This window comes from Streptomyces gelaticus, assembly GCF_014649535.1.
Lineage (GTDB): Bacteria > Actinomycetota > Actinomycetes > Streptomycetales > Streptomycetaceae > Streptomyces > Streptomyces gelaticus.
In genome coordinates, this window is the sequence record NZ_BMTF01000006.1 from 322,100 (window position 1) to 339,621 (window position 17,522).

The following is a 17,522-nucleotide window of genomic DNA, read 5'->3' on the forward strand; positions in this document are numbered from 1 at the left end:
TCGTGGTGCCCGGTCTCAGCCGCCGAACTCCTCAAGGCCCTTGAGCGCCTGGTCCAGGAGTGCCTGCCGGCCCTCCAGCTCCTTGGCCAGCTTGTCGGCGCGGGCGTTGTTGCCCGAGGCACGGGCCGTGTCGATCTGCGTACGCAGCTTGTCCACGGCGGCCTGGAGCTGACCGGTCAGACCCGCGGCGCGCGCACGCGCCTCGGGGTTCGTCCGCCGCCACTCCGACTCCTCGGCCTCCTGGAGCGCCCGCTCCACCGCGTGCATCCGCCCCTCGACCTTCGGGCGGGCGTCACGCGGTACGTGGCCGATGGCCTCCCAGCGCTCGTTGATGGCCCGGAACGCGGCCCTGGCCGCCTTCAGGTCCTTCACCGGCACCAGCCGCTCGGCCTCGACCGCGAGCTCCTCCTTGAGCTTGAGGTTCTCGCCCTGCTCCGCGTCCCGCTCGGCGAAGACCTCGCTGCGGGCGGCGAAGAAGATGTCCTGGGCACCGCGGAAGCGGTTCCAGAGGTCGTCCTCGGCCTCGCGCTGGGCGCGGCCCGCCGCCTTCCACTCCGTCATCAGGTCGCGGTAGCGGGCGGCCGTGGCCCCCCAGTCCGTGGAACCGGAGAGCGACTCCGCCTCGACGACCAGCTTTTCCTTGGCCTTGCGGGCCTCCTCGCGCTGGGCGTCCAGCGATGCGAAGTGGGCCTTGCGGCGCTTGGAGAACGCCGAGCGGGCGTGCGAGAAGCGGTGCCACAGCTCGTCGTCGGACTTGCGGTCGAGCCGCGGCAGGCTCTTCCACGTGTCGACGAGCGCACGGAGTCGCTCGCCCGCGGAGCGCCACTGCTCGCTCTGCGCCAGCTCCTCGGCCTCGGTGACCAGGGCCTCCTTGGCGTGCTTCGCCTCGTCGGTCTGCTTCGCCTTCTGGGCCTTGCGCTCCTCGCGCCGCGAGTCGACCGTCGCGACGAGCGCGTCGAGCCGCTTGCGCAGCGCGTCGAGGTCACCGACGGCGTGATGCTCGTCCACCTGCAGACGCAGATGCTCGATGGCGGTCGTCGCGTCCTTCGCCGACAGGTCTGTGGTCTTCACCCGCCGTTCGAGGAGGCCGATCTCGACCACAATGCCCTCGTACTTGCGCTCGAAGTAGGCCAGAGCCTCCTCGGGGGAACCCGCCTGCCACGATCCGACGACCTGCTCGCCGTCGGCTGTCCGCACGTACACGGTGCCGGTCTCATCGACACGGCCCCACGGGTCGCTGCTCACAGCGCCTCCTCCACCTGATGCCCGCGAGGGGGTTCGCCCCCCTGGCATCGTCCACAGTTTCCTGGGGCGGGCAGCGCCCGCCCTGCACAACGCCAATCTAGGCGACCGGCCGCCCGGCTGTCCGCACTCAGCGCGGCCGAAATAAATCCGGCCCGCGCTCGCCCTCTCCGGCCGGCCGGCCCGGGCCGGTCACGACTTGTCGACAGCCGCCTTCGTGATCTTCACTTCCTTCTTCGGCGCACCGTCTGGGGCACCACCCGCCGCGCCCGCCGCACCGATGTCCTTGACGGCTTTCAGCGAGGCGTCGTCCATCGTGCCGAACGGGGTGTAGGTGGGCGGCAGTTTGCTGTCCTTGTACACCAGGAAGAACTGGCTGCCACCGGTGTGCGGCTGGCCGGTGTTCGCCATCGCCACCGTGCCGGCCGGGTAGGTGACCGTGCCGTCCTTGCCCGCCTTGCCCAGTGCGGTCAGGTTCTCGTCCGGGATCGTGTAGCCGGGGCCGCCCGTGCCGTCGCCCTTGGGGTCGCCGCACTGCAGCACGAAGATGCCCTGCGTGGTCAGCCGGTGGCACTTCGTGCCGTTGAAGAAACCCTTGTCGGCGAGCGACTTGAAGGAGTTCGTGGTGTGCGGGGTCTTCGCCGCGTCCATGGTGAACGCGATGTCGCCCTGGCTCGTCTTGAGCGACATCTTGTACCCGGCCTTCTTGTCGATCTTCATCGCGGGCTCGGGCGCCTTGCTCTCCTTCTCCTTCGGCGACGCGTCGGCCGACGGGCTCGAACTCGCGGCGGCGTCCGCCTTGTCCTTCTTGCCGTCGTCGCCGAGGGCGAGGTAGGAGCCGACACCTATGACCGCCACCACGGCGACCGTGGACGCGATGACGACCGTCAGCCGCCTCGTCCTGCGGCGGGCCTCCTCCCGGCGCTGCTGCTGCCGCTCGAACTTCTCCCTGGCGAGCTGCCGCCGCCGCTGATCGCTGCTGACCACCGGGTGATCTCCTTGTAGGTCGTGTGATGGGGCCTTGGCTGCCCCGTACCGTATATGGGTTAGCTGTGGAATGAGGAGCGCCGGTAGGCTCTGAACTGCCGCGACCTTCTCAGTCGCGATCCGCGTCGGACGACCATTAAGGACGATCGTGCTCATTGCCGGGTTCCCCGCAGGGGCCTGGGGGACCAACTGCTATCTGGTCGCCCCGGCCGCAGGCGAGGAGTGCGTGATCATCGACCCGGGCCACCAGGCCGCGGCCGGAGTCGAGGAAGCGCTGAAGAAGCATCGGCTGAAGCCCGTCGCCGTCGTACTGACCCACGGCCACATCGACCATGTCGCCTCGGTCGTCCCGGTGTGCGGCGCGCACGACGTCCCCGCCTGGATCCACCCGGAGGACCGGTTCATGATGAGCGACCCGGAGAAGGCCCTCGGCCGCTCCATCGGGATGCCGCTCATGGGCGAGCTGACGATCGGGGAGCCGGACGACGTCAAGGAACTGAGCGACGGCGCCCGGCTGAAGCTGGCCGGTCTGGAGTTCGGTGTCGCGCATGCGCCCGGCCATACCAAGGGGTCGGTGACGTTCAGGATGCCCGAGGCCGCGGATGTTCCGCAGATCCTCTTCTCGGGCGACCTGCTCTTCGCCGGCTCCGTCGGACGCACCGACCTGCCCGGCGGCGACCACGCCGAGCTGCTCGAGTCGCTGGCGCGTGTGTGCCTGCCGCTCGACGACTCGACCGTGGTGCTGTCCGGCCACGGCCCCCAGACGACCATCGGCCGCGAGCGCGCCTCGAATCCGTTCCTGAACGGCATGGACGCGCCCCGACGAGGAATGTGACGAGAACATCCCGTGAGCACTTTCAAGGCCCCCAAGGGCACGTACGACCTGACCCCGCCGGATTCCGCCAAGTACCTCGCGGTGCGCGAGGCCATCGCCGCGCCCTTGAAGAACTCCGGCTTCGGCTACATCGAGACCCCCGGCTTCGAGGACGTCGCCCTCTTCTCGCGCGGTGTCGGTGAGTCCACCGACATCGTGACCAAGGAGATGTACACCCTCACCACCAAGGGCGGCTCCCAGCTGGCACTGCGCCCCGAGGGCACCGCCTCCGTGCTCCGCGCCGCACTGGAGGCCAACCTCCACAAGCTCGGCAATCTGCCCGTGAAGCTCTGGTACTCCGGCTCGTACTACCGCTACGAGCGCCCGCAGAAGGGCCGCTACCGGCACTTCTCGCAGGTCGGCGCCGAGGCGATCGGCGCCGAGGACCCGGCGCTGGACGCCGAGCTGATCATTCTGGCCGACCAGGCGTACCGCGCGCTGGGCCTGCGGAACTTCCGCATCCTGCTCAATTCGCTGGGCGACAAGGAGTGCCGCCCCGTCTACCGCGACGCTCTCCAGGGCTTCCTGCGCGAGCTCGACCTGGACGAGGAGACCCGCCGCCGCATCGAGATCAACCCGCTCCGGGTTCTCGACGACAAGCGGCCCGAGGTGCAGAAGCAGCTGGCCGGCGCCCCGGTGCTGCGCGACTACCTCTGCGACGCCTGCAAGGCGTACCACGAGGAGGTGCGCGACCTGCTCTCCGCGGCCGGTGTGGTGTACGAGGACGACGAGAAGCTCGTCCGCGGCCTCGACTACTACACCCGCACCACCTTCGAGTTCGTCCACGACGGGCTCGGCTCGCAGTCCGCGGTGGGCGGCGGCGGCCGCTACGACGGTCTGTCCGAGATGATCGGCGGACCGGCGCTCCCGTCGGTCGGCTGGGCGCTCGGCGTGGACCGTACGGTGCTCGCACTGGAGGCGGAGGGCATCGAGCTCGAACTGCCCGACGCCACCAGCGTCTTCGCGGTGCCGCTCGGCGAGGAGGCCCGCCGGGTGCTCTTCGGCATCGTCACGCAGCTGCGCCGGGAGGGCGTGGCGGCGGACTTCGCTTATGGGAACCGGGGCCTCAAGGGCGCGATGAAGAGCGCGAACCGGTCGGGAGCCCGCTTCACGATCGTCGCGGGCGAGCGGGACCTCGCCGAGGGCCTCGTCCAGCTCAAGGACATGGAGTCCGGCGAGCAGACGCCCGTGCCCCTGACCGAAGTGGCCGGGACGATCCGCGAGCGTCTGGCCTAGGTCGTGTGGGAGGCGCCGGCGGACTTCGTTCCGCCGGCCGCCCCCGTCAGCCATCGCGTCAACTCGGCGAGTACGGATTCATACCTCCGAGTGATGTCAACTTGGGAATGCCCAGGGTGGTGGGGCCCTGCCGAGCACCGGCCCGGTGCCCTCGTCACGGCTTCCGCGGTCCTGCTCCTCCCTGCCCTGGCCGATGCCGGGATCCCGACCCCTTCGCCTGCGGATGCGCAGGTCCGGGCGTCGGCGCCGGTCGGCCGGCCACCCGGCTTCCCCGGGCCGCGCACCTCCGCCGCGAGTCCGGTCATCGCACGGAGCCTCTTCCCGACCCCTGAGCTCCGCACCGGCCGTGCGCAGAACTTGAGTCATCTTTATGTCCATCGAACAGAGGGCCGGTGCCATGGTGCGGCACAATGACCGTGCCCAGCAGCCCACTCACTGATGGAACGGCGATATGACGACTGCAGCGGTTGACCATCCCTCCTCCGAACAGGACGAGGACGGCGGGAACAGGACCATCGGCGGCAGCCGGGGGCTCGCACTGCTGTTGGTGATCACCGGCGCCGCCGGACTCCTCGCCGCCTGGATCATCACGATCGACAAGTTCAAGCTGCTGGAAGACCCCAACTTCACACCGGGTTGCAGCCTCAACCCTGTTGTCGCGTGCGGCAACATCATGAAGAGCGAGCAGGCGGCCGCCTTCGGCTTCCCGAACCCGATGCTCGGCATGGCCACCTACCCCGTGATCATCGGGATCGGGCTGGCGCTGCTCGCGGGCGCCCGCTTCCGCAGCTGGTACTGGCTCGGGATGAACGCCGGCACACTGTTCGGCGTCGGCTTCTGCACCTGGCTCCAGTACCAGTCGCTCTACAACATCAACTCGCTCTGCCTCTGGTGCTGCCTGGCCTGGGTCGCCACGATCTTCATGTTCTGCTACGTCACCACGCACAACATCGAGCACCGGATCATTCCCGCGCCGAACTGGCTGCGCAACGGCCTGACGGAGTTCCACTGGGTGCCGCCGGTCCTGTGGACCGGCATCATCGGCATGCTGATCCTGACCCGCTGGTGGGACTTCTGGACCAGCTGACAGGCGCCGGCCTCTCCCGGGCGACCGGGCCCGGCAGGGATGTCGGTGCCGTGGCATAGGCTTCAAATCGTGGAGCCCGACCTCTTTACCGCAGCCGCCGAAGACCGCCAGGAGAAGGACCCGTCCAGCAGCCCACTGGCGGTCCGGATGCGCCCCCGTACCCTCGACGAGGTCGTCGGCCAGCAGCATCTGCTCAAGCCGGGCTCGCCGCTGCGCCGCCTCGTCGGCGAGGGGAACGGCGGGCCGGCCGGCCCGTCGTCGGTGATCCTCTGGGGCCCGCCCGGCATCGGGAAGACGACCCTGGCCTACGTGGTCAGCAAGGCCACCAACAAGCGCTTCGTCGAGCTCTCCGCGATCACCGCGGGCGTCAAGGAGGTGCGGGCCGTCATCGAGGGCGCCCGCCGCGCCACCGGTGGCTACGGCAAGGAGACCGTCCTCTTCCTCGACGAGATCCACCGCTTCTCCAAGGCGCAGCAGGACTCCCTGCTGCCGGCCGTGGAGAACCGCTGGGTGACGCTGATCGCGGCGACCACCGAGAATCCGTACTTCTCGATCATCTCGCCCCTGCTCTCCCGCTCGCTGCTGCTCACCCTGGAATCGCTCACCGACGACGATCTGCGCGGCCTGCTCAGGCGGGCTCTGTCCGACGAGCGCGGGCTCGGCGGCGCGGTGACGCTGCCGGAGGAGGCCGAGGCGCATCTGCTGCGGATCGCGGGAGGCGACGCCCGCCGGGCCCTGACGGCCCTGGAGGCCGCGGCCGGTGCCGCGCTGTCCAAGCAGGAGAAGGAGATCACTCTCCTGACCCTGGAGGAGACCGTCGACCGCGCGGCCGTCAAGTACGACCGGGACGGCGACCAGCACTACGACGTGGCGAGCGCGCTCATCAAGTCCATCCGCGGTTCCGACGTGGATGCCGCGCTGCACTATCTGGCCCGGATGATCGAGGCGGGGGAGGACCCCCGGTTCATCGCCCGGCGGCTGATGATCTCGGCCAGCGAGGACATCGGGCTCGCCGACCCCACGGCGCTGCCCACCGCCGTCGCGGCCGCCCAGGCGGTCGCCATGATCGGTTTTCCCGAGGCGGCGCTCACCCTGAGCCATGCCACGATCGCGCTGGCCCTCGCCCCCAAGTCCAACGCGGCGACGCTGGCGATCTTCGCTGCCCAGGAGGACGTACGGAAGGGGCTCGCGGGCCCGGTCCCGGCGCATCTGCGCGACGGCCACTACAAGGGCGCCGCCAAGCTGGGCCATGCCCAGGGCTATGTGTATCCGCACGATGTCCCCGGCGGGATCGCCGCCCAGCAGTACGCCCCGGAGGCGGTGCGCGACAAGCACTACTACCAGCCCACGCGCTACGGCGCGGAGGCGCGCTACGCCGATGTGGTGGAGCGGGTCCGCGAGCGGCTCGGCCGCGCGGCCGGCGACGGCGGCTCCGGGCCGTCCGAGGGCTGAGGGCGGGCGGCAGCCGCGCCCCCGTTCAATGCCCCGCCGCCTCGAAGAGGGCGTACATGGCCTGGCGCAGTTCGACGACGTCCCGTACCGGGGCGGGGAACTCGAAGCGCGCGTCGTAGCACCGTCCCCCGGCCTCGCACAGCCGCACCCGCAGCCCGTACCGATCCAGCGCCAGCGGCACGACGGACGGCAGACGGGCCGGGCAGCGACCGCCCGCCCGTTCGCCCAGCAGCCCGCACAGTGACGCCAGCTGCTCGCCGTGCCCCGCGTGCAGATGCTGGAGCAGCTCGGTCTCGTACCCGGTCAGCGGATCGGGTTCCGCGTCCCGGAATTCCTCCGGCCCGACCTCCTGCGCGCCCCACAGATCGTCGACGTACGCCTCCTCCGTCTCCAGCCGGAGCATCATCCGGCCGGGCCCGGACATGCCGGGTACGGCGGTGAGCCGGCCCGAGACCCACGCGCGGCCCCGGACGCGGTGCGGGACGGAGACCGGGGCGACGTCCGTGATCTCCAGCACGGCGGTCGGCCCGTCGTCCTCGGCCTGCACCGCGGCCCGTACGACCGGGGAATCCGCGGGGAGTTCCAGGAACAGATCCCCGTCCGGCCCCACGCTCCTGGCCACCGGCATCAGCCGGACCGAGTCGGCCTCGTCCAGCCCGGGGGCGAGCAGTACCGACGAGCAGGTACTCTGTACGAGAGTTCGTGTGCGCTCGGCTGCTGACGGCATCCGAGTGATTTCAAGCCCGCCGGGACGCGGCTGACCACGATCTGATCGGTCCTCCGTCGTATCGGCACTCCAAGGGGTGTCGACGCTGTCAGTGCTGTCCGTGATGTGACTGGTGTTCCCCGGGCGAGACATGCGATCTCCTTAAGTAAGGTGAGCCTAACCTAACCTACAATGGAGGTCTGGAGAACGTGCCTAACCAGTCGCGTCCCAAGGTCAAGAAGAGCCGCGCGCTCGGCATCGCGCTGACGCCGAAGGCCGTCAAGTACTTCGAGGCCCGCCCCTACCCGCCGGGCGAGCACGGCCGTGGCCGCAAGCAGAACTCGGACTACAAGGTCCGTCTGCTGGAGAAGCAGCGTCTGCGTGCCCAGTACGACATCAGCGAGCGCCAGATGGCGCGCGCGTACGACCGCGCCAAGAAGGCCGAGGGCAAGACGGGCGAGGCGCTGGTCGTCGAGCTCGAGCGCCGTCTCGACGCGCTGGTCCTGCGTTCGGGCATCGCCCGCACCATCTACCAGGCCCGTCAGATGGTCGTGCACGGCCACATCGAGGTCAACGGTGGCAAGGTCGACAAGCCGTCGTTCCGCGTCCGTCCCGACGACATCGTGATGGTTCGGGAGCGCAGCCGCGACAAGCACCCCTTCCAGGTGGCCCGCGAGGGTGGCTACGCCCCCGACGGCGAGACCCCGCGCTACCTGCAGGTGAACCTGAAGGCCCTGGCCTTCCGCCTTGACCGGGACCCGAACCGCAAGGAAATCCCCGTCATCTGCGACGAGCAGCTCGTCGTCGAGTACTACGCCCGCTGATCCGGGCGCAGCCGCTCTCACCAGCGCTCAGGCCCGCCCCTCCCGGATGTACGGGAGGCGGCGGGCCTCCGCGTTCTTCCCGGGGCCCGACGGCGTCCCCGGCCGTCGCTCCGGGGTCTCCGGGCGGTCCGCCGGGACGCTCGCCAGAGCCCTGGCCACCGCCGCGTCCGTATCCAGCTGTCCGCCCGTACGCAGCCCCGACTCGTAGCGGTCGTCACCGAGCTCCCGGCGGGCCAGCTCCTCGCAGCGGACCCGGGGCTGCCCGTACTGCGCCGATCCGAACAGCGGCAGTCCCACCGAAGGCCAGATCCGGTCCGCGGCCCCCTGGAGCACCGCCGCCTCCGCCGCATCGCCCTCGACGGCCGTGACCAGCGCCAGCAGCTCCAGGGCGAGCACCGATCCGAGCAGATCGTGGAAGGTGTGGCTGATCACCAGCGACTGCCCGAGCAGTTCCCGGGCCCGGTCCGGCCGACCGTGCTGGAGGGCCGTGAAGGCCAGCACGTACAGCGCGTACGACAGGGCCCAGCGCTCCCCGTGGTCCTCGCAGATCTCCTTGACCTCTTCGCAGATGGCGGCCGCCCCGTCCGGATCCCCGTTGAATCCGACCGCCATCGCGAGCTCGATCTGGGCCATCAGGACGTTGCTGTTCAGCTCGCCGAGCTCCCGGTAGCGGCGCAGCGCGTCGCCCAGCAGCTCCTCTGCCCGTGCCATGTCGTCGGTGACCAGCGCCAGACATCCCATCCGGTGCACCGCGTACGCGAGCGCCGTGGGGTCGCCGGCCCGGTCCGCCTCGTCCCGGCACTCCTGCAGCGCGGACACCGCACCGATCGGATCGCCCTGGAGCACGGCCACGTGCCCGAGCACCCACAGCGCCTTCAGCCGCGAGGAGTCGTACGGGGTGTCCTCCTCCAGTACATGGTCCAGCCAGTGCCGGCCTTCCGAGAGCCGTCCGCAGCCCACCCAGAGGAACCACAGGGTGCCCGCCAGATACTGCGCGAGATGGGCCTCGCCCGGACTCTCCAGCGAACATTCCATCGCCCGCCGCAGGTTCGGCAGCTCGCTCTCGGCCCGGGCCGCCACCTCGGCCTGCCGTGGGCTGAACCAGTCGAGTTCGCACCAGGTCGCGAGCCCCAGGTACCAGTCCCGGTGGCGGCGCCGCAGCCGGTCCGTGTCATCGGTGGCCGCCAGCCACTCGGCGCCGTACTCCCGGACCGTGTCCAGCATCCGGTAGCGGGTGCCCTGCGCCGAGTCCTCGCGCAGCACGACGGACTGCGCCAGCAGCCCGGAGAGCACATCGAGCACCGACTCGGCCGGCAGACCGGCACCGCTGCAGATGTATTCGACGGCCTCCAGGTCGAACTGCCCGGCGAACACCGAGAGCCGCGCCCAGAGCAGCCGCTGCTCGGGGGCGCAGAGTTCATGGCTCCAGCCGATGGCGGTACGCAGCGTCTGATGACGTGCCAGCGCGCTGCGGCTCGAACCGGTCAGCAGCCGGAAGCGGTCGTCCAGACGTTGCAGCACCTGGACGGTGGACAGGGCGCGCAGCCTCCCGGCGGCGAGTTCCAGGGCAAGGGGGATTCCGTCCAGGCGGCGGCACAGCTCACGGGTGGTCTCGCGGTTGTCGTCGGTCAGCCGGAAATCCGGCTGTACGGCGACGGCCCGCTCCGTGAAGAGCAGCATCGCGTCCTCGTCCGTCATCGGTGCGAGCGGGAAGACGCGTTCTCCGTCCAGTTCCAGCGGCAGCCGCCCGACGGCCAGCACCCGCAGCCCCGGGGCCCGGCGCAGCAGTTCTCGTACCAGTCCGGCGCAGGCGTCCACGAGGTGTTCGAAGCCGTCGATCACCAGCAGGAGCCGGCGCCCGGCCAGATGTTCGACGAGGGTCGTGCGGGGCGGTCTGCTGGTGTGATCGGTGAGCGCCAGGGCGTCGACCAGGGCGTGTTCCAGCAGTTCGGGGTCATGGGTGTCGGAGAGCTCGGCCATCCGGACACCGTCGCAGTACCGTTTCTCCAGAAGCGCGGCGATCCGGGCGGCGCAGCGGGTCTTGCCCACGCCGCCGACACCGACCATGGTGACGAGCCTGGACTCGTCCAGTAGTTGAGCGAGACGGACGAGTTCGTTCTCGCGTCCCACGAAACTGCTCAGTTCCGCCGGGAGGTTTCCGAGGGTGGTGGGGGCGCTCGGACCGTGGGGGGACGGAATGGGGCGCTGGGGGCGTCGCATGAAACACGCAGAGTACTGGCAGGAATGCTCTCCGTACAATCGCCTTATGGCAACGCCGCCCTTCCCGCCGGGAATGCGGTACGGGGTGCGACCACCGGCGCGATAGGCTCAAGGGACGACGATCGGCTGTTGCGGCGGCCGTCGCCGGACCGAGCAGAGACAGACAGAGACAGCGACAAGCTAGAGAGCGGTGCACTGTGTCCGGTGGAGAGGTGGCCGGGATTCTGGTGGCCGTCTTCTGGGCGATCCTGGTTTCGTTCCTCGCCGTCGTGCTGGTGAGGCTGGCCCAGACGCTCAGGGCGACCACCAAGCTCGTGGCGGACGTGACCGAGCAGGCCGTCCCCCTGCTCGCCGACGCCTCCGCCACCGTGCGTTCCGCGCAGACCCAGCTCGACAAGGTCGACGCGATCGCGTCGGACGTCCAGGAAGTCACCTCGAACGCCTCCGCGCTCTCCACCACCGTCGCCTCGACCTTCGGCGGCCCGCTCGTCAAGGTCGCCGCGTTCGGCTACGGGGTGCGGCGGGCCATCGGCCGCAAGGCCACCCCCGAACCGGAACCCGCCCGCCGTTCGGTGATCGTCGGCCGCACCGTGCCTTCCGCGCGCGGCAGGAAGCGCGACGGCAGAAGTTCCCGCGGATCGAAGGACTGACGCAGCCATGTTCCGCCGTACGTTCTGGTTCACCGCCGGCGCCGCCGCCGGTGTCTGGGCCACCGCCAAGGTCAACCGGAAGCTCAAGCAGCTGACCCCCGAGAGCCTTGCGGCGCAGGCCGCCGACCGGGCGATCGAGACGGGGCACAAGCTCAAGGACTTCGCCCTGGACGTCCGTGAGTCCATGGCCCGCCGCGAAGCCGAACTGGGCGAGGTGCTGGGCCTGGCGGCACCGGTCGATCAGGACCTCCCGGTCCGGCCGCACTTCGTCGTCGAGGCGTCCGAGCCCGTCGGACCCGACAGGTCTCTCGAGGCCACCAAGTACCGCAAGCTCCCCTACACGTCGTACAACCGGAATGAGGACCACTGATGGAGTCGGCTGAAATTCGTCGCCGCTGGCTGAGCTTCTTCGAGGAGCGCGGTCACACCGTCGTCCCTTCGGCGTCGCTCATCGCGGACGACCCGACTCTGCTGCTCGTCAACGCGGGCATGGTCCCCTTCAAGCCGTACTTCCTCGGTGAGACCAAGCCGCCGGCCCCGCGCGCCACCAGCGTGCAGAAGTGCGTGCGTACGCCCGACATCGAAGAGGTCGGCAAGACCACCCGGCACGGCACGTTCTTCCAGATGTGCGGCAACTTCTCCTTCGGTGAGTACTTCAAGGAAGGGGCCATCAGCTACGCCTGGGAGCTGCTGACCAACTCCGTGGCGGAGGGCGGCTACGGCCTCGACCCCGAGCGGCTGTGGATCACGGTCTACCTCGACGACGACGAGGCCGAGCAGATCTGGCGCGAGAAGATCGGCGTTCCCGCCGAGCGCATCCAGCGCCTGGGCAAGAAGGACAACTTCTGGTCCATGGGCGTCCCCGGCCCCTGCGGTCCCTGCTCCGAGATCAACTACGACCGCGGCCCCGAGTTCGGCGTCGAGGGCGGCCCGGCCGTCAACGACGAGCGGTACGTGGAGATCTGGAACCTGGTCTTCATGCAGTTCGAGCGCGGCGCCGGTGACGGCAAGGAGGACTTCCCGATCCTCGGCGATCTGCCGTCGAAGAACATCGACACGGGTCTGGGCCTGGAACGCCTCGCCATGATCCTGCAGGGCGTACAGAACATGTACGAGACCGACACCCTGCGCGTCGTCATGGACAAGGCCACCGAGCTGACCGGTGTCCGCTACGGCGACAAGCACGACTCCGACGTCTCGATGCGTGTGGTCGCCGACCACATCCGTACCTCCGTGATGCTCATCGGCGACGGCGTGACGCCGGGCAACGAGGGCCGCGGGTACGTCCTGCGCCGCATCATGCGCCGTGCCGTCCGCAACATGCGCCTGATGGGTGCCGACGGACCGGTGGTCAAGGACCTGGTCGACGTCGTGATCGAGACGATGGGGCAGCAGTACCCGGAGCTGATCACCGACCGCAAGCGCATCGAGACCGTCGCCCTCGCCGAGGAGGCCGCCTTCCTCAAGGCGCTCAAGGGCGGCACCAACATCCTCGACACCGCCGTCACCGAGACCAAGGCCGCCGGTGGCAAGGTCCTCGCCGGTGACAAGGCGTTCCTGCTCCACGACACCTGGGGCTTCCCGATCGACCTCACCCTGGAGATGGCCGCCGAACAGGGCCTCTCGGTGGACGAGGAGGGCTTCCGCCGCCTGATGAGGGAGCAGCGGGAGCGCGCCAAGGCGGACGCCCGCGCCAAGAAGACCGGTCACGCCGACCTGTCCGCCTACCGCGAGGTCGCCGACAACTCCGGCACCACCGACTTCACCGGCTACACCGCCACCGAGGGGGAGTCGACCATCGTCGGCCTCCTCGTCGACGGAGTGTCCTCCCCGGCCGCGTCCGAGGGCGACGAGGTCGAGGTCGTCCTCGACCGCACCCCGTTCTACGCCGAGGGCGGCGGCCAGATCGCCGACCAGGGCCGGATCAGGCTCGACACCGGCGCCGTCATCGAGGTCCGCGACGTCCAGAAGCCGGTGCCCGGCGTCCACGTCCACAAGGGCGTCGTCCAGGTCGGTGAGGTCACCGTCGGCGCTCCGGTCTTCGCCTCGATCGACGTCAAGCGCCGCCGCGCCATCGCCCGCGCCCACTCCGCCACGCACCTCACGCACCAGGCCCTGCGCGACGCACTCGGCCCGACGGCCGCCCAGGCCGGTTCCGAGAACCAGCCCGGCCGCTTCCGCTTCGACTTCGGCTCGCCGAACGCCGTTCCCGGCTCGGTCATGACCGACGTCGAGCAGAAGATCAACGACGTGCTCTCGCGCGAACTCGACGTCCAGGCCGAGGTCATGTCGATCGACGAGGCCAAGAAGCAGGGCGCCATCGCCGAGTTCGGCGAGAAGTACGGGGAGCGGGTCCGGGTCGTCACCATCGGCGACTTCTCCAAGGAGCTCTGCGGCGGTACGCACGTCCACAACACCGCCCAGCTGGGCCTGGTGAAGCTGCTCGGAGAGTCGTCCATCGGCTCCGGTGTGCGGCGTATCGAGGCCCTCGTCGGCGTCGACGCGTACAACTTCCTCGCCAAGGAGCACACGGTCGTCGCCCAGCTCCAGGAGCTGGTCAAGGGGCGTCCCGAGGAGCTCCCGGAGAAGATCGCCGGAATGCTCGGCAAGCTGAAGGACGCCGAGAAGGAGATCGAGAAGTTCCGCGCGGAGAAGGTCCTCCAGGCCGCCGCCGGACTGGCCGAGTCCGCCAAGGACGTACGCGGCGTCGCCCTGGTCACCGGCCAGGTGCCCGACGGCACGTCCGCCGACGACCTGCGCAAGCTCGTTCTCGACGTCCGTGGCCGCATCCAGGGAGGCCGCCCGGCCGTCGTGGCCCTGTTCACCACGGCCAACGGCCGCCCGCTGACCGTCATCGCCACCAACGAGGCCGCCCGCGAGCGCGGTCTCAAGGCCGGTGACCTGGTCCGCACCGCGGCCAAGACCCTCGGTGGCGGTGGCGGCGGCAAGCCGGACGTCGCCCAGGGCGGCGGCCAGGACCCCGAGGCCATCGGCGCCGCCGTGTCCGCCGTCGAACGCCTCGTCACCGAGACGGCGTGACGACGGGAATGACGCAGATGCGCCGCGGTCGTCGTCTCGCGATCGATGTCGGGGACGCCCGGATCGGGGTCGCCTCGTGCGACCCCGACGGGATCCTCGCCACGCCGGTGGAGACCGTTCCGGGACGTGATGTCCCGGCGGCCCACCGGCGGCTCGGGCAGATCGTCGAGGAGTACGAGCCGATCGAGATCATCATCGGCCTGCCGCGGTCCCTCGGTGGCGGTGAAGGACCCGCCGCCGCCAAGATCCGGCTCTTCGCACAGGAGGTCGCCCGCTCGGTCGCGCCCGTTCCGGTGCGGTTGGTGGACGAGAGGATGACCACAGTGACGGCCAGTCAGGGGCTGCGCGCTTCGGGCGTGAAGTCCAAGAAAGGCCGATCCGTCATCGACCAAGCTGCCGCTGTGGTGATCCTTCAGAACGCTCTGGAGTCCGAACGGGCCTCGGGCCGGGCCCCCGGCGAAGGCGTCGAAGTGGTTGTCTGATCGCGATACGGTAACGTTCCGCGCGATGCGGCGGTGCTTCGAACAAACACCGCACAGCAAGAGACGGAATGTCGTCTCGCGGCTCTAGGGGATCGATGACTGAGTATGGCCGGGGCCCCGGCTCCGAACCGTGGCATCCCGAGGACCCGTTGTACGGGGACCAGGGATGGGGAGGGCAGCAGTCCTCCCACGGCCAGAGCCAGTACGGCGGCCGGCAGCAGCCCTACGATCCTTACGCGCAGCAGCCGCAGCAGCCGCAGCAGCCGCAGCAGCCGCAGCAGCAGGACCCGTACGCCCAGCAGCAGTATCAGCAGCAGCCCGGCTACGGGGTCCCGCAGGACCCGTATGCGCAGCAGCCCCAGCAATCCCAGCAGCCGCAGTACGACAACGGCGGCTGGGACACCGGGCAGCAGACGGCCGCGACGCCGTACGACCCCCAGCCGGCCGCCGACCCGTACGGCGGCGGGCAGGGGGGCTACAGCGAGACGCACGACTACTACGGCACGCCGGAGGCCTATCCGCCGCCGCAGCCCCCGGGCCGTCGTGAGGCCGCTCCCCAGCAGGCACCGACGGACGACCGTCCGGACTGGGACCCGGAGGTCCAGCCGGAGGAGACCCACCCCTTCTTCACGGGCGCCGACGACGGTGACGACAAGGGGGGCGACAACGACGACGAGTACGACGACGACCCGCGCGAGTCGCGCCGCGGCAGCCGGGGCGCCAACGAGCGCCGCGGCAAGGGCAAGAAGAAGAGCCGCAGCGGCTGCGCCTGCCTGGTCGTCTCGCTGGTCCTGGTCGGCGGTCTCGGCGGGGTGAGCTACTTCGGCTACTCGTACTGGAAGGACAGGTTCGGCGCGGCACCCGACTACGCCGGCAGCGGCTCGGGGTCGGTCGAGGTGGAGATCCCCAAGGGAGCCTTCGGCTCCGACATCGGCAACATCCTGAAGCAGAAGGGTGTCGTCAAGAGCGTCGACGCGTTCGTCTCCGCGCAGAGCGAGAACCCCAAGGGGAAGTCGATCCAGGCCGGCGTCTATCTCCTCCACGAGAAGATGTCCGCGGCCGAGGCCGTGAAGATGATGGTCGACCCGAAGAGCCAGAATCTTCTGGTGATTCCCGAGGGTTTCCGCAATGTCGCCGTGTACGACTTGGTCGACAAGAAGCTGGGCCTCAAGAAGGGCACCACCAAGGGCATCGCCAAGTCCGATGCCTCCGAACTCGGTCTGCCCGACTGGGTGAGCAAGAACAAGGACATCAAGGACCCGCTGGAGGGATTCCTTTACCCGGCCGCCTACCCGGTCACCAAGGAAACCAAGCCGGAGACCCTTCTGAAGAAGATGGTCTCCCGCGCCAACGAGGAGTACGACAAGCTCGACCTCGAGGGAACGGCCAAGAAGTACAAGCTGGACGGTCCTTGGCAGGTACTCACGGTCGCGAGCCTGGTCCAGGCGGAGGGGCTCACGCACGACGACTTCCGCAAGATGGCCGAAGTCGCCTACAACCGCTTGAAGCCCGACAACGTCGCCACGAACCGCAAGCTCGAATTCGACTCCGCGTTCAATTACCTCAAGAACCAGAGCAAGATCAAGATCGGGTCGGACGAGATCCGGACCAACCCGGACCCGTACAACACGTATTACCACGAGGGCCTGCCGCCGGGGCCGATCAGCAATCCGGGCGACGAGGCCCTGCGGGCCACGCTCAGGCCCACCAGCGACGGCTGGATGTTCTTCATCTCGCTCGACGGCAAGAAGACCCAGTTCACCAAGACGGTCGCCGAGCACGAGAAGCTCAACGACAAGTTCAAGGAACAGCATGGCCTCGGATGACGGACCCCGCCGGGCGGCCGTCCTCGGTTCGCCCATCGCGCACTCGCTCTCCCCGGTGCTGCACCGGGCCGCGTACGCCGAACTCGGCCTCACCGGCTGGACGTACGACCGGTTCGAGGTCGACGAGGCCGCGCTGCCCGGATTCGTCCGGGGACTCGGCGCCGAGTGGGCCGGGCTCTCGCTGACCATGCCGCTCAAGCGGGCGGTCATTCCGCTGCTGGACTCCGTCAGCGAGACCGCGTCATCGGTGGAGGCCGTCAACACCGTCGTCCGCACCGAGGACGGCCGGCTGGCCGGCGACAACACCGACATCCCGGGGATGATCGCCGCGCTGCGCGAACGCGGGGTGGAGAAGACCGGGTCCGCCGCCGTCCTCGGCGCCGGCGCGACCGCCTCCTCGGCGCTCGCCGCGCTGTCCGGGATCTGCACGGGACCGGTCACGGCATACGTCCGCAGCCGGGAGCGGGGCCAGGAGATGCGCGGCTGGGGCGAACGCCTCGGCGTGGACGTCCGGATCGCCGACTGGGCGGAGGCCGAGCAGGCGCTGCGCGCCCCGCTGGTCGTCGCCACCACCCCGGCCGGTGCCACGGACGCCCTGGCCGCCGCCGTCCCGGAGCGGCCCGGCACGCTCTTCGATGTGCTCTACGAGCCCTGGCCCACCCGCCTCGCCGCCTCCTGGACGGCCCGGAGCGGCGCAGTGGTCGGAGGTCTCGATCTCCTGGTGCACCAGGCCGTCCTCCAGGTCGAGCAGATGACCGGCCGTGCCCCCGCACCGCTCGCGGCCATGCGGCGGGCCGGTGAAGCGGCGCTCGCCGCCCGCTGAACCCTCGCGCCCGCCCGTTCGATCCGTCCGTCTGCTGGACCGGCGGCCTGTCCGGGCCCCCGGTCGTGGGAGGA

At 69.8% G+C, this 17,522-nt stretch carries 15 protein-coding genes; 11 read left to right on the plus strand and 4 right to left on the minus strand.

Annotated features, from left to right (window positions below; translation table 11 throughout):
* Positions 1-15: 15 nt before the first annotated feature.
* Together IE107_RS12080 and IE107_RS12085 are read right to left on the minus strand one after the other, a co-directional pair.
* Positions 16-1,245 (minus strand): DUF349 domain-containing protein, encoded by a 1,230-nt coding sequence (locus IE107_RS12080; protein ID WP_189543725.1) that lies wholly within the window; start codon positions 1,243-1,245, stop codon positions 16-18.
* 189 nt (positions 1,246-1,434) lie between these two features.
* Complete coding sequence (locus IE107_RS12085; RefSeq protein WP_189543726.1) at positions 1,435-2,229, minus strand: peptidylprolyl isomerase; 795 nt, start codon at positions 2,227-2,229, stop codon at positions 1,435-1,437.
* Between the two features lie 148 nt (positions 2,230-2,377).
* On the opposite strand from IE107_RS12085, the gene IE107_RS12090 reads away from it, so the two are divergent.
* The 4 genes from IE107_RS12090 (at position 2,378) to IE107_RS12105 (ending at position 6,878) form a co-directional block, all read left to right on the plus strand.
* Positions 2,378-3,064, plus strand: coding sequence for an MBL fold metallo-hydrolase (locus IE107_RS12090; RefSeq protein ID WP_189543727.1), 687 nt, complete (start codon positions 2,378-2,380; stop codon positions 3,062-3,064).
* 12 nt (positions 3,065-3,076) lie between these two features.
* On the plus strand, positions 3,077-4,339 hold the full coding sequence (gene hisS, locus IE107_RS12095; protein WP_189543728.1) for a histidine--tRNA ligase: 1,263 nt from the start codon (positions 3,077-3,079) through the stop codon (positions 4,337-4,339).
* Positions 4,340-4,790: 451 nt separating this feature from the next.
* Positions 4,791-5,426, plus strand: coding sequence for a vitamin K epoxide reductase family protein (locus tag IE107_RS12100; protein WP_189543729.1), 636 nt, complete (start codon positions 4,791-4,793; stop codon positions 5,424-5,426).
* Between the two features lie 69 nt (positions 5,427-5,495).
* Positions 5,496-6,878 (plus strand): replication-associated recombination protein A, encoded by a 1,383-nt coding sequence (locus tag IE107_RS12105; protein ID WP_189543730.1) that lies wholly within the window; start codon positions 5,496-5,498, stop codon positions 6,876-6,878.
* Positions 6,879-6,903: 25 nt separating this feature from the next.
* On the opposite strand, the gene IE107_RS12110 is transcribed toward IE107_RS12105, so the two are convergent.
* Positions 6,904-7,605: a DUF2470 domain-containing protein gene (locus IE107_RS12110; protein ID WP_189543731.1), complete on the minus strand. Its 702-nt coding sequence runs from the start codon at positions 7,603-7,605 to the stop codon at positions 6,904-6,906.
* Between the two features lie 188 nt (positions 7,606-7,793).
* Here IE107_RS12110 and rpsD point away from each other — a divergent pair, with 188 nt between their 5' ends.
* Positions 7,794-8,408 carry a 30S ribosomal protein S4 gene (gene rpsD, locus IE107_RS12115; protein ID WP_072484525.1) on the plus strand — a complete coding sequence of 205 codons (615 nt, stop codon included), beginning with the start codon at positions 7,794-7,796 and terminating at the stop codon, positions 8,406-8,408.
* A gap of 27 nt (positions 8,409-8,435) precedes the next feature.
* Here the strand turns inward: rpsD and IE107_RS12120 are convergent, their stop codons facing one another.
* Positions 8,436-10,628: an ATP-binding protein gene (locus tag IE107_RS12120; protein WP_373302428.1), complete on the minus strand. Its 2,193-nt coding sequence runs from the start codon at positions 10,626-10,628 to the stop codon at positions 8,436-8,438.
* A gap of 212 nt (positions 10,629-10,840) precedes the next feature.
* Between IE107_RS12120 and IE107_RS12125 the strand changes: the two genes are divergently transcribed.
* From IE107_RS12125 to IE107_RS12150, 6 genes are all read left to right on the plus strand, one after another.
* Positions 10,841-11,278 (plus strand): DUF948 domain-containing protein, encoded by a 438-nt coding sequence (locus tag IE107_RS12125; RefSeq protein WP_189543732.1) that lies wholly within the window; start codon positions 10,841-10,843, stop codon positions 11,276-11,278.
* A 7-nt stretch (positions 11,279-11,285) separates the two neighbouring features.
* On the plus strand, positions 11,286-11,648 hold the full coding sequence (locus IE107_RS12130; protein WP_189543733.1) for a DUF6167 family protein: 363 nt from the start codon (positions 11,286-11,288) through the stop codon (positions 11,646-11,648).
* On the plus strand, positions 11,648-14,317 hold the full coding sequence (alaS, locus tag IE107_RS12135) for an alanine--tRNA ligase (protein ID WP_189543734.1): 2,670 nt from the start codon (positions 11,648-11,650) through the stop codon (positions 14,315-14,317). Before IE107_RS12130 ends, alaS begins: the two co-directional genes overlap by 1 nt.
* A gap of 8 nt (positions 14,318-14,325) precedes the next feature.
* Positions 14,326-14,799, plus strand: a complete 474-nt coding sequence (ruvX, locus tag IE107_RS12140) for a Holliday junction resolvase RuvX (RefSeq protein ID WP_189543785.1) — start codon at positions 14,326-14,328, stop codon at positions 14,797-14,799.
* A gap of 95 nt (positions 14,800-14,894) precedes the next feature.
* The gene (gene mltG, locus IE107_RS12145) at positions 14,895-16,625 is read left to right on the plus strand and encodes an endolytic transglycosylase MltG (protein WP_189543735.1); all 1,731 of its coding nucleotides are present in this window, start codon (positions 14,895-14,897) and stop codon (positions 16,623-16,625) included.
* Positions 16,612-17,448: a shikimate dehydrogenase gene (locus IE107_RS12150; protein ID WP_189543736.1), complete on the plus strand. Its 837-nt coding sequence runs from the start codon at positions 16,612-16,614 to the stop codon at positions 17,446-17,448. Before mltG ends, IE107_RS12150 begins: the two co-directional genes overlap by 14 nt.
* Positions 17,449-17,522 lie beyond the last annotated feature (74 nt).

Excerpts from the sequence above, each read along its gene's own strand:
- IE107_RS12100 (WP_189543729.1), top strand. The coding sequence starts at position 4,791 with ATGACGACTGCAGCGGTTGACCATCCCTCCTCCGAACAGGACGAGGAC.
- IE107_RS12110 (WP_189543731.1), bottom strand. The coding sequence starts at position 7,605 with ATGCCGTCAGCAGCCGAGCGCACACGAACTCTCGTACAGAGTACCTGC.
- IE107_RS12120 (WP_373302428.1), bottom strand. The coding sequence starts at position 10,628 with ATGCGACGCCCCCAGCGCCCCATTCCGTCCCCCCACGGTCCGAGCGCC.
- IE107_RS12130 (WP_189543733.1), top strand. The coding sequence starts at position 11,286 with ATGTTCCGCCGTACGTTCTGGTTCACCGCCGGCGCCGCCGCCGGTGTC.
- alaS (WP_189543734.1), top strand. The coding sequence starts at position 11,648 with ATGGAGTCGGCTGAAATTCGTCGCCGCTGGCTGAGCTTCTTCGAGGAG.
- ruvX (WP_189543785.1), top strand. The coding sequence starts at position 14,326 with ATGACGCAGATGCGCCGCGGTCGTCGTCTCGCGATCGATGTCGGGGAC.
- mltG (WP_189543735.1), top strand. The coding sequence starts at position 14,895 with ATGACTGAGTATGGCCGGGGCCCCGGCTCCGAACCGTGGCATCCCGAG.
- IE107_RS12150 (WP_189543736.1), top strand. The coding sequence starts at position 16,612 with ATGGCCTCGGATGACGGACCCCGCCGGGCGGCCGTCCTCGGTTCGCCC.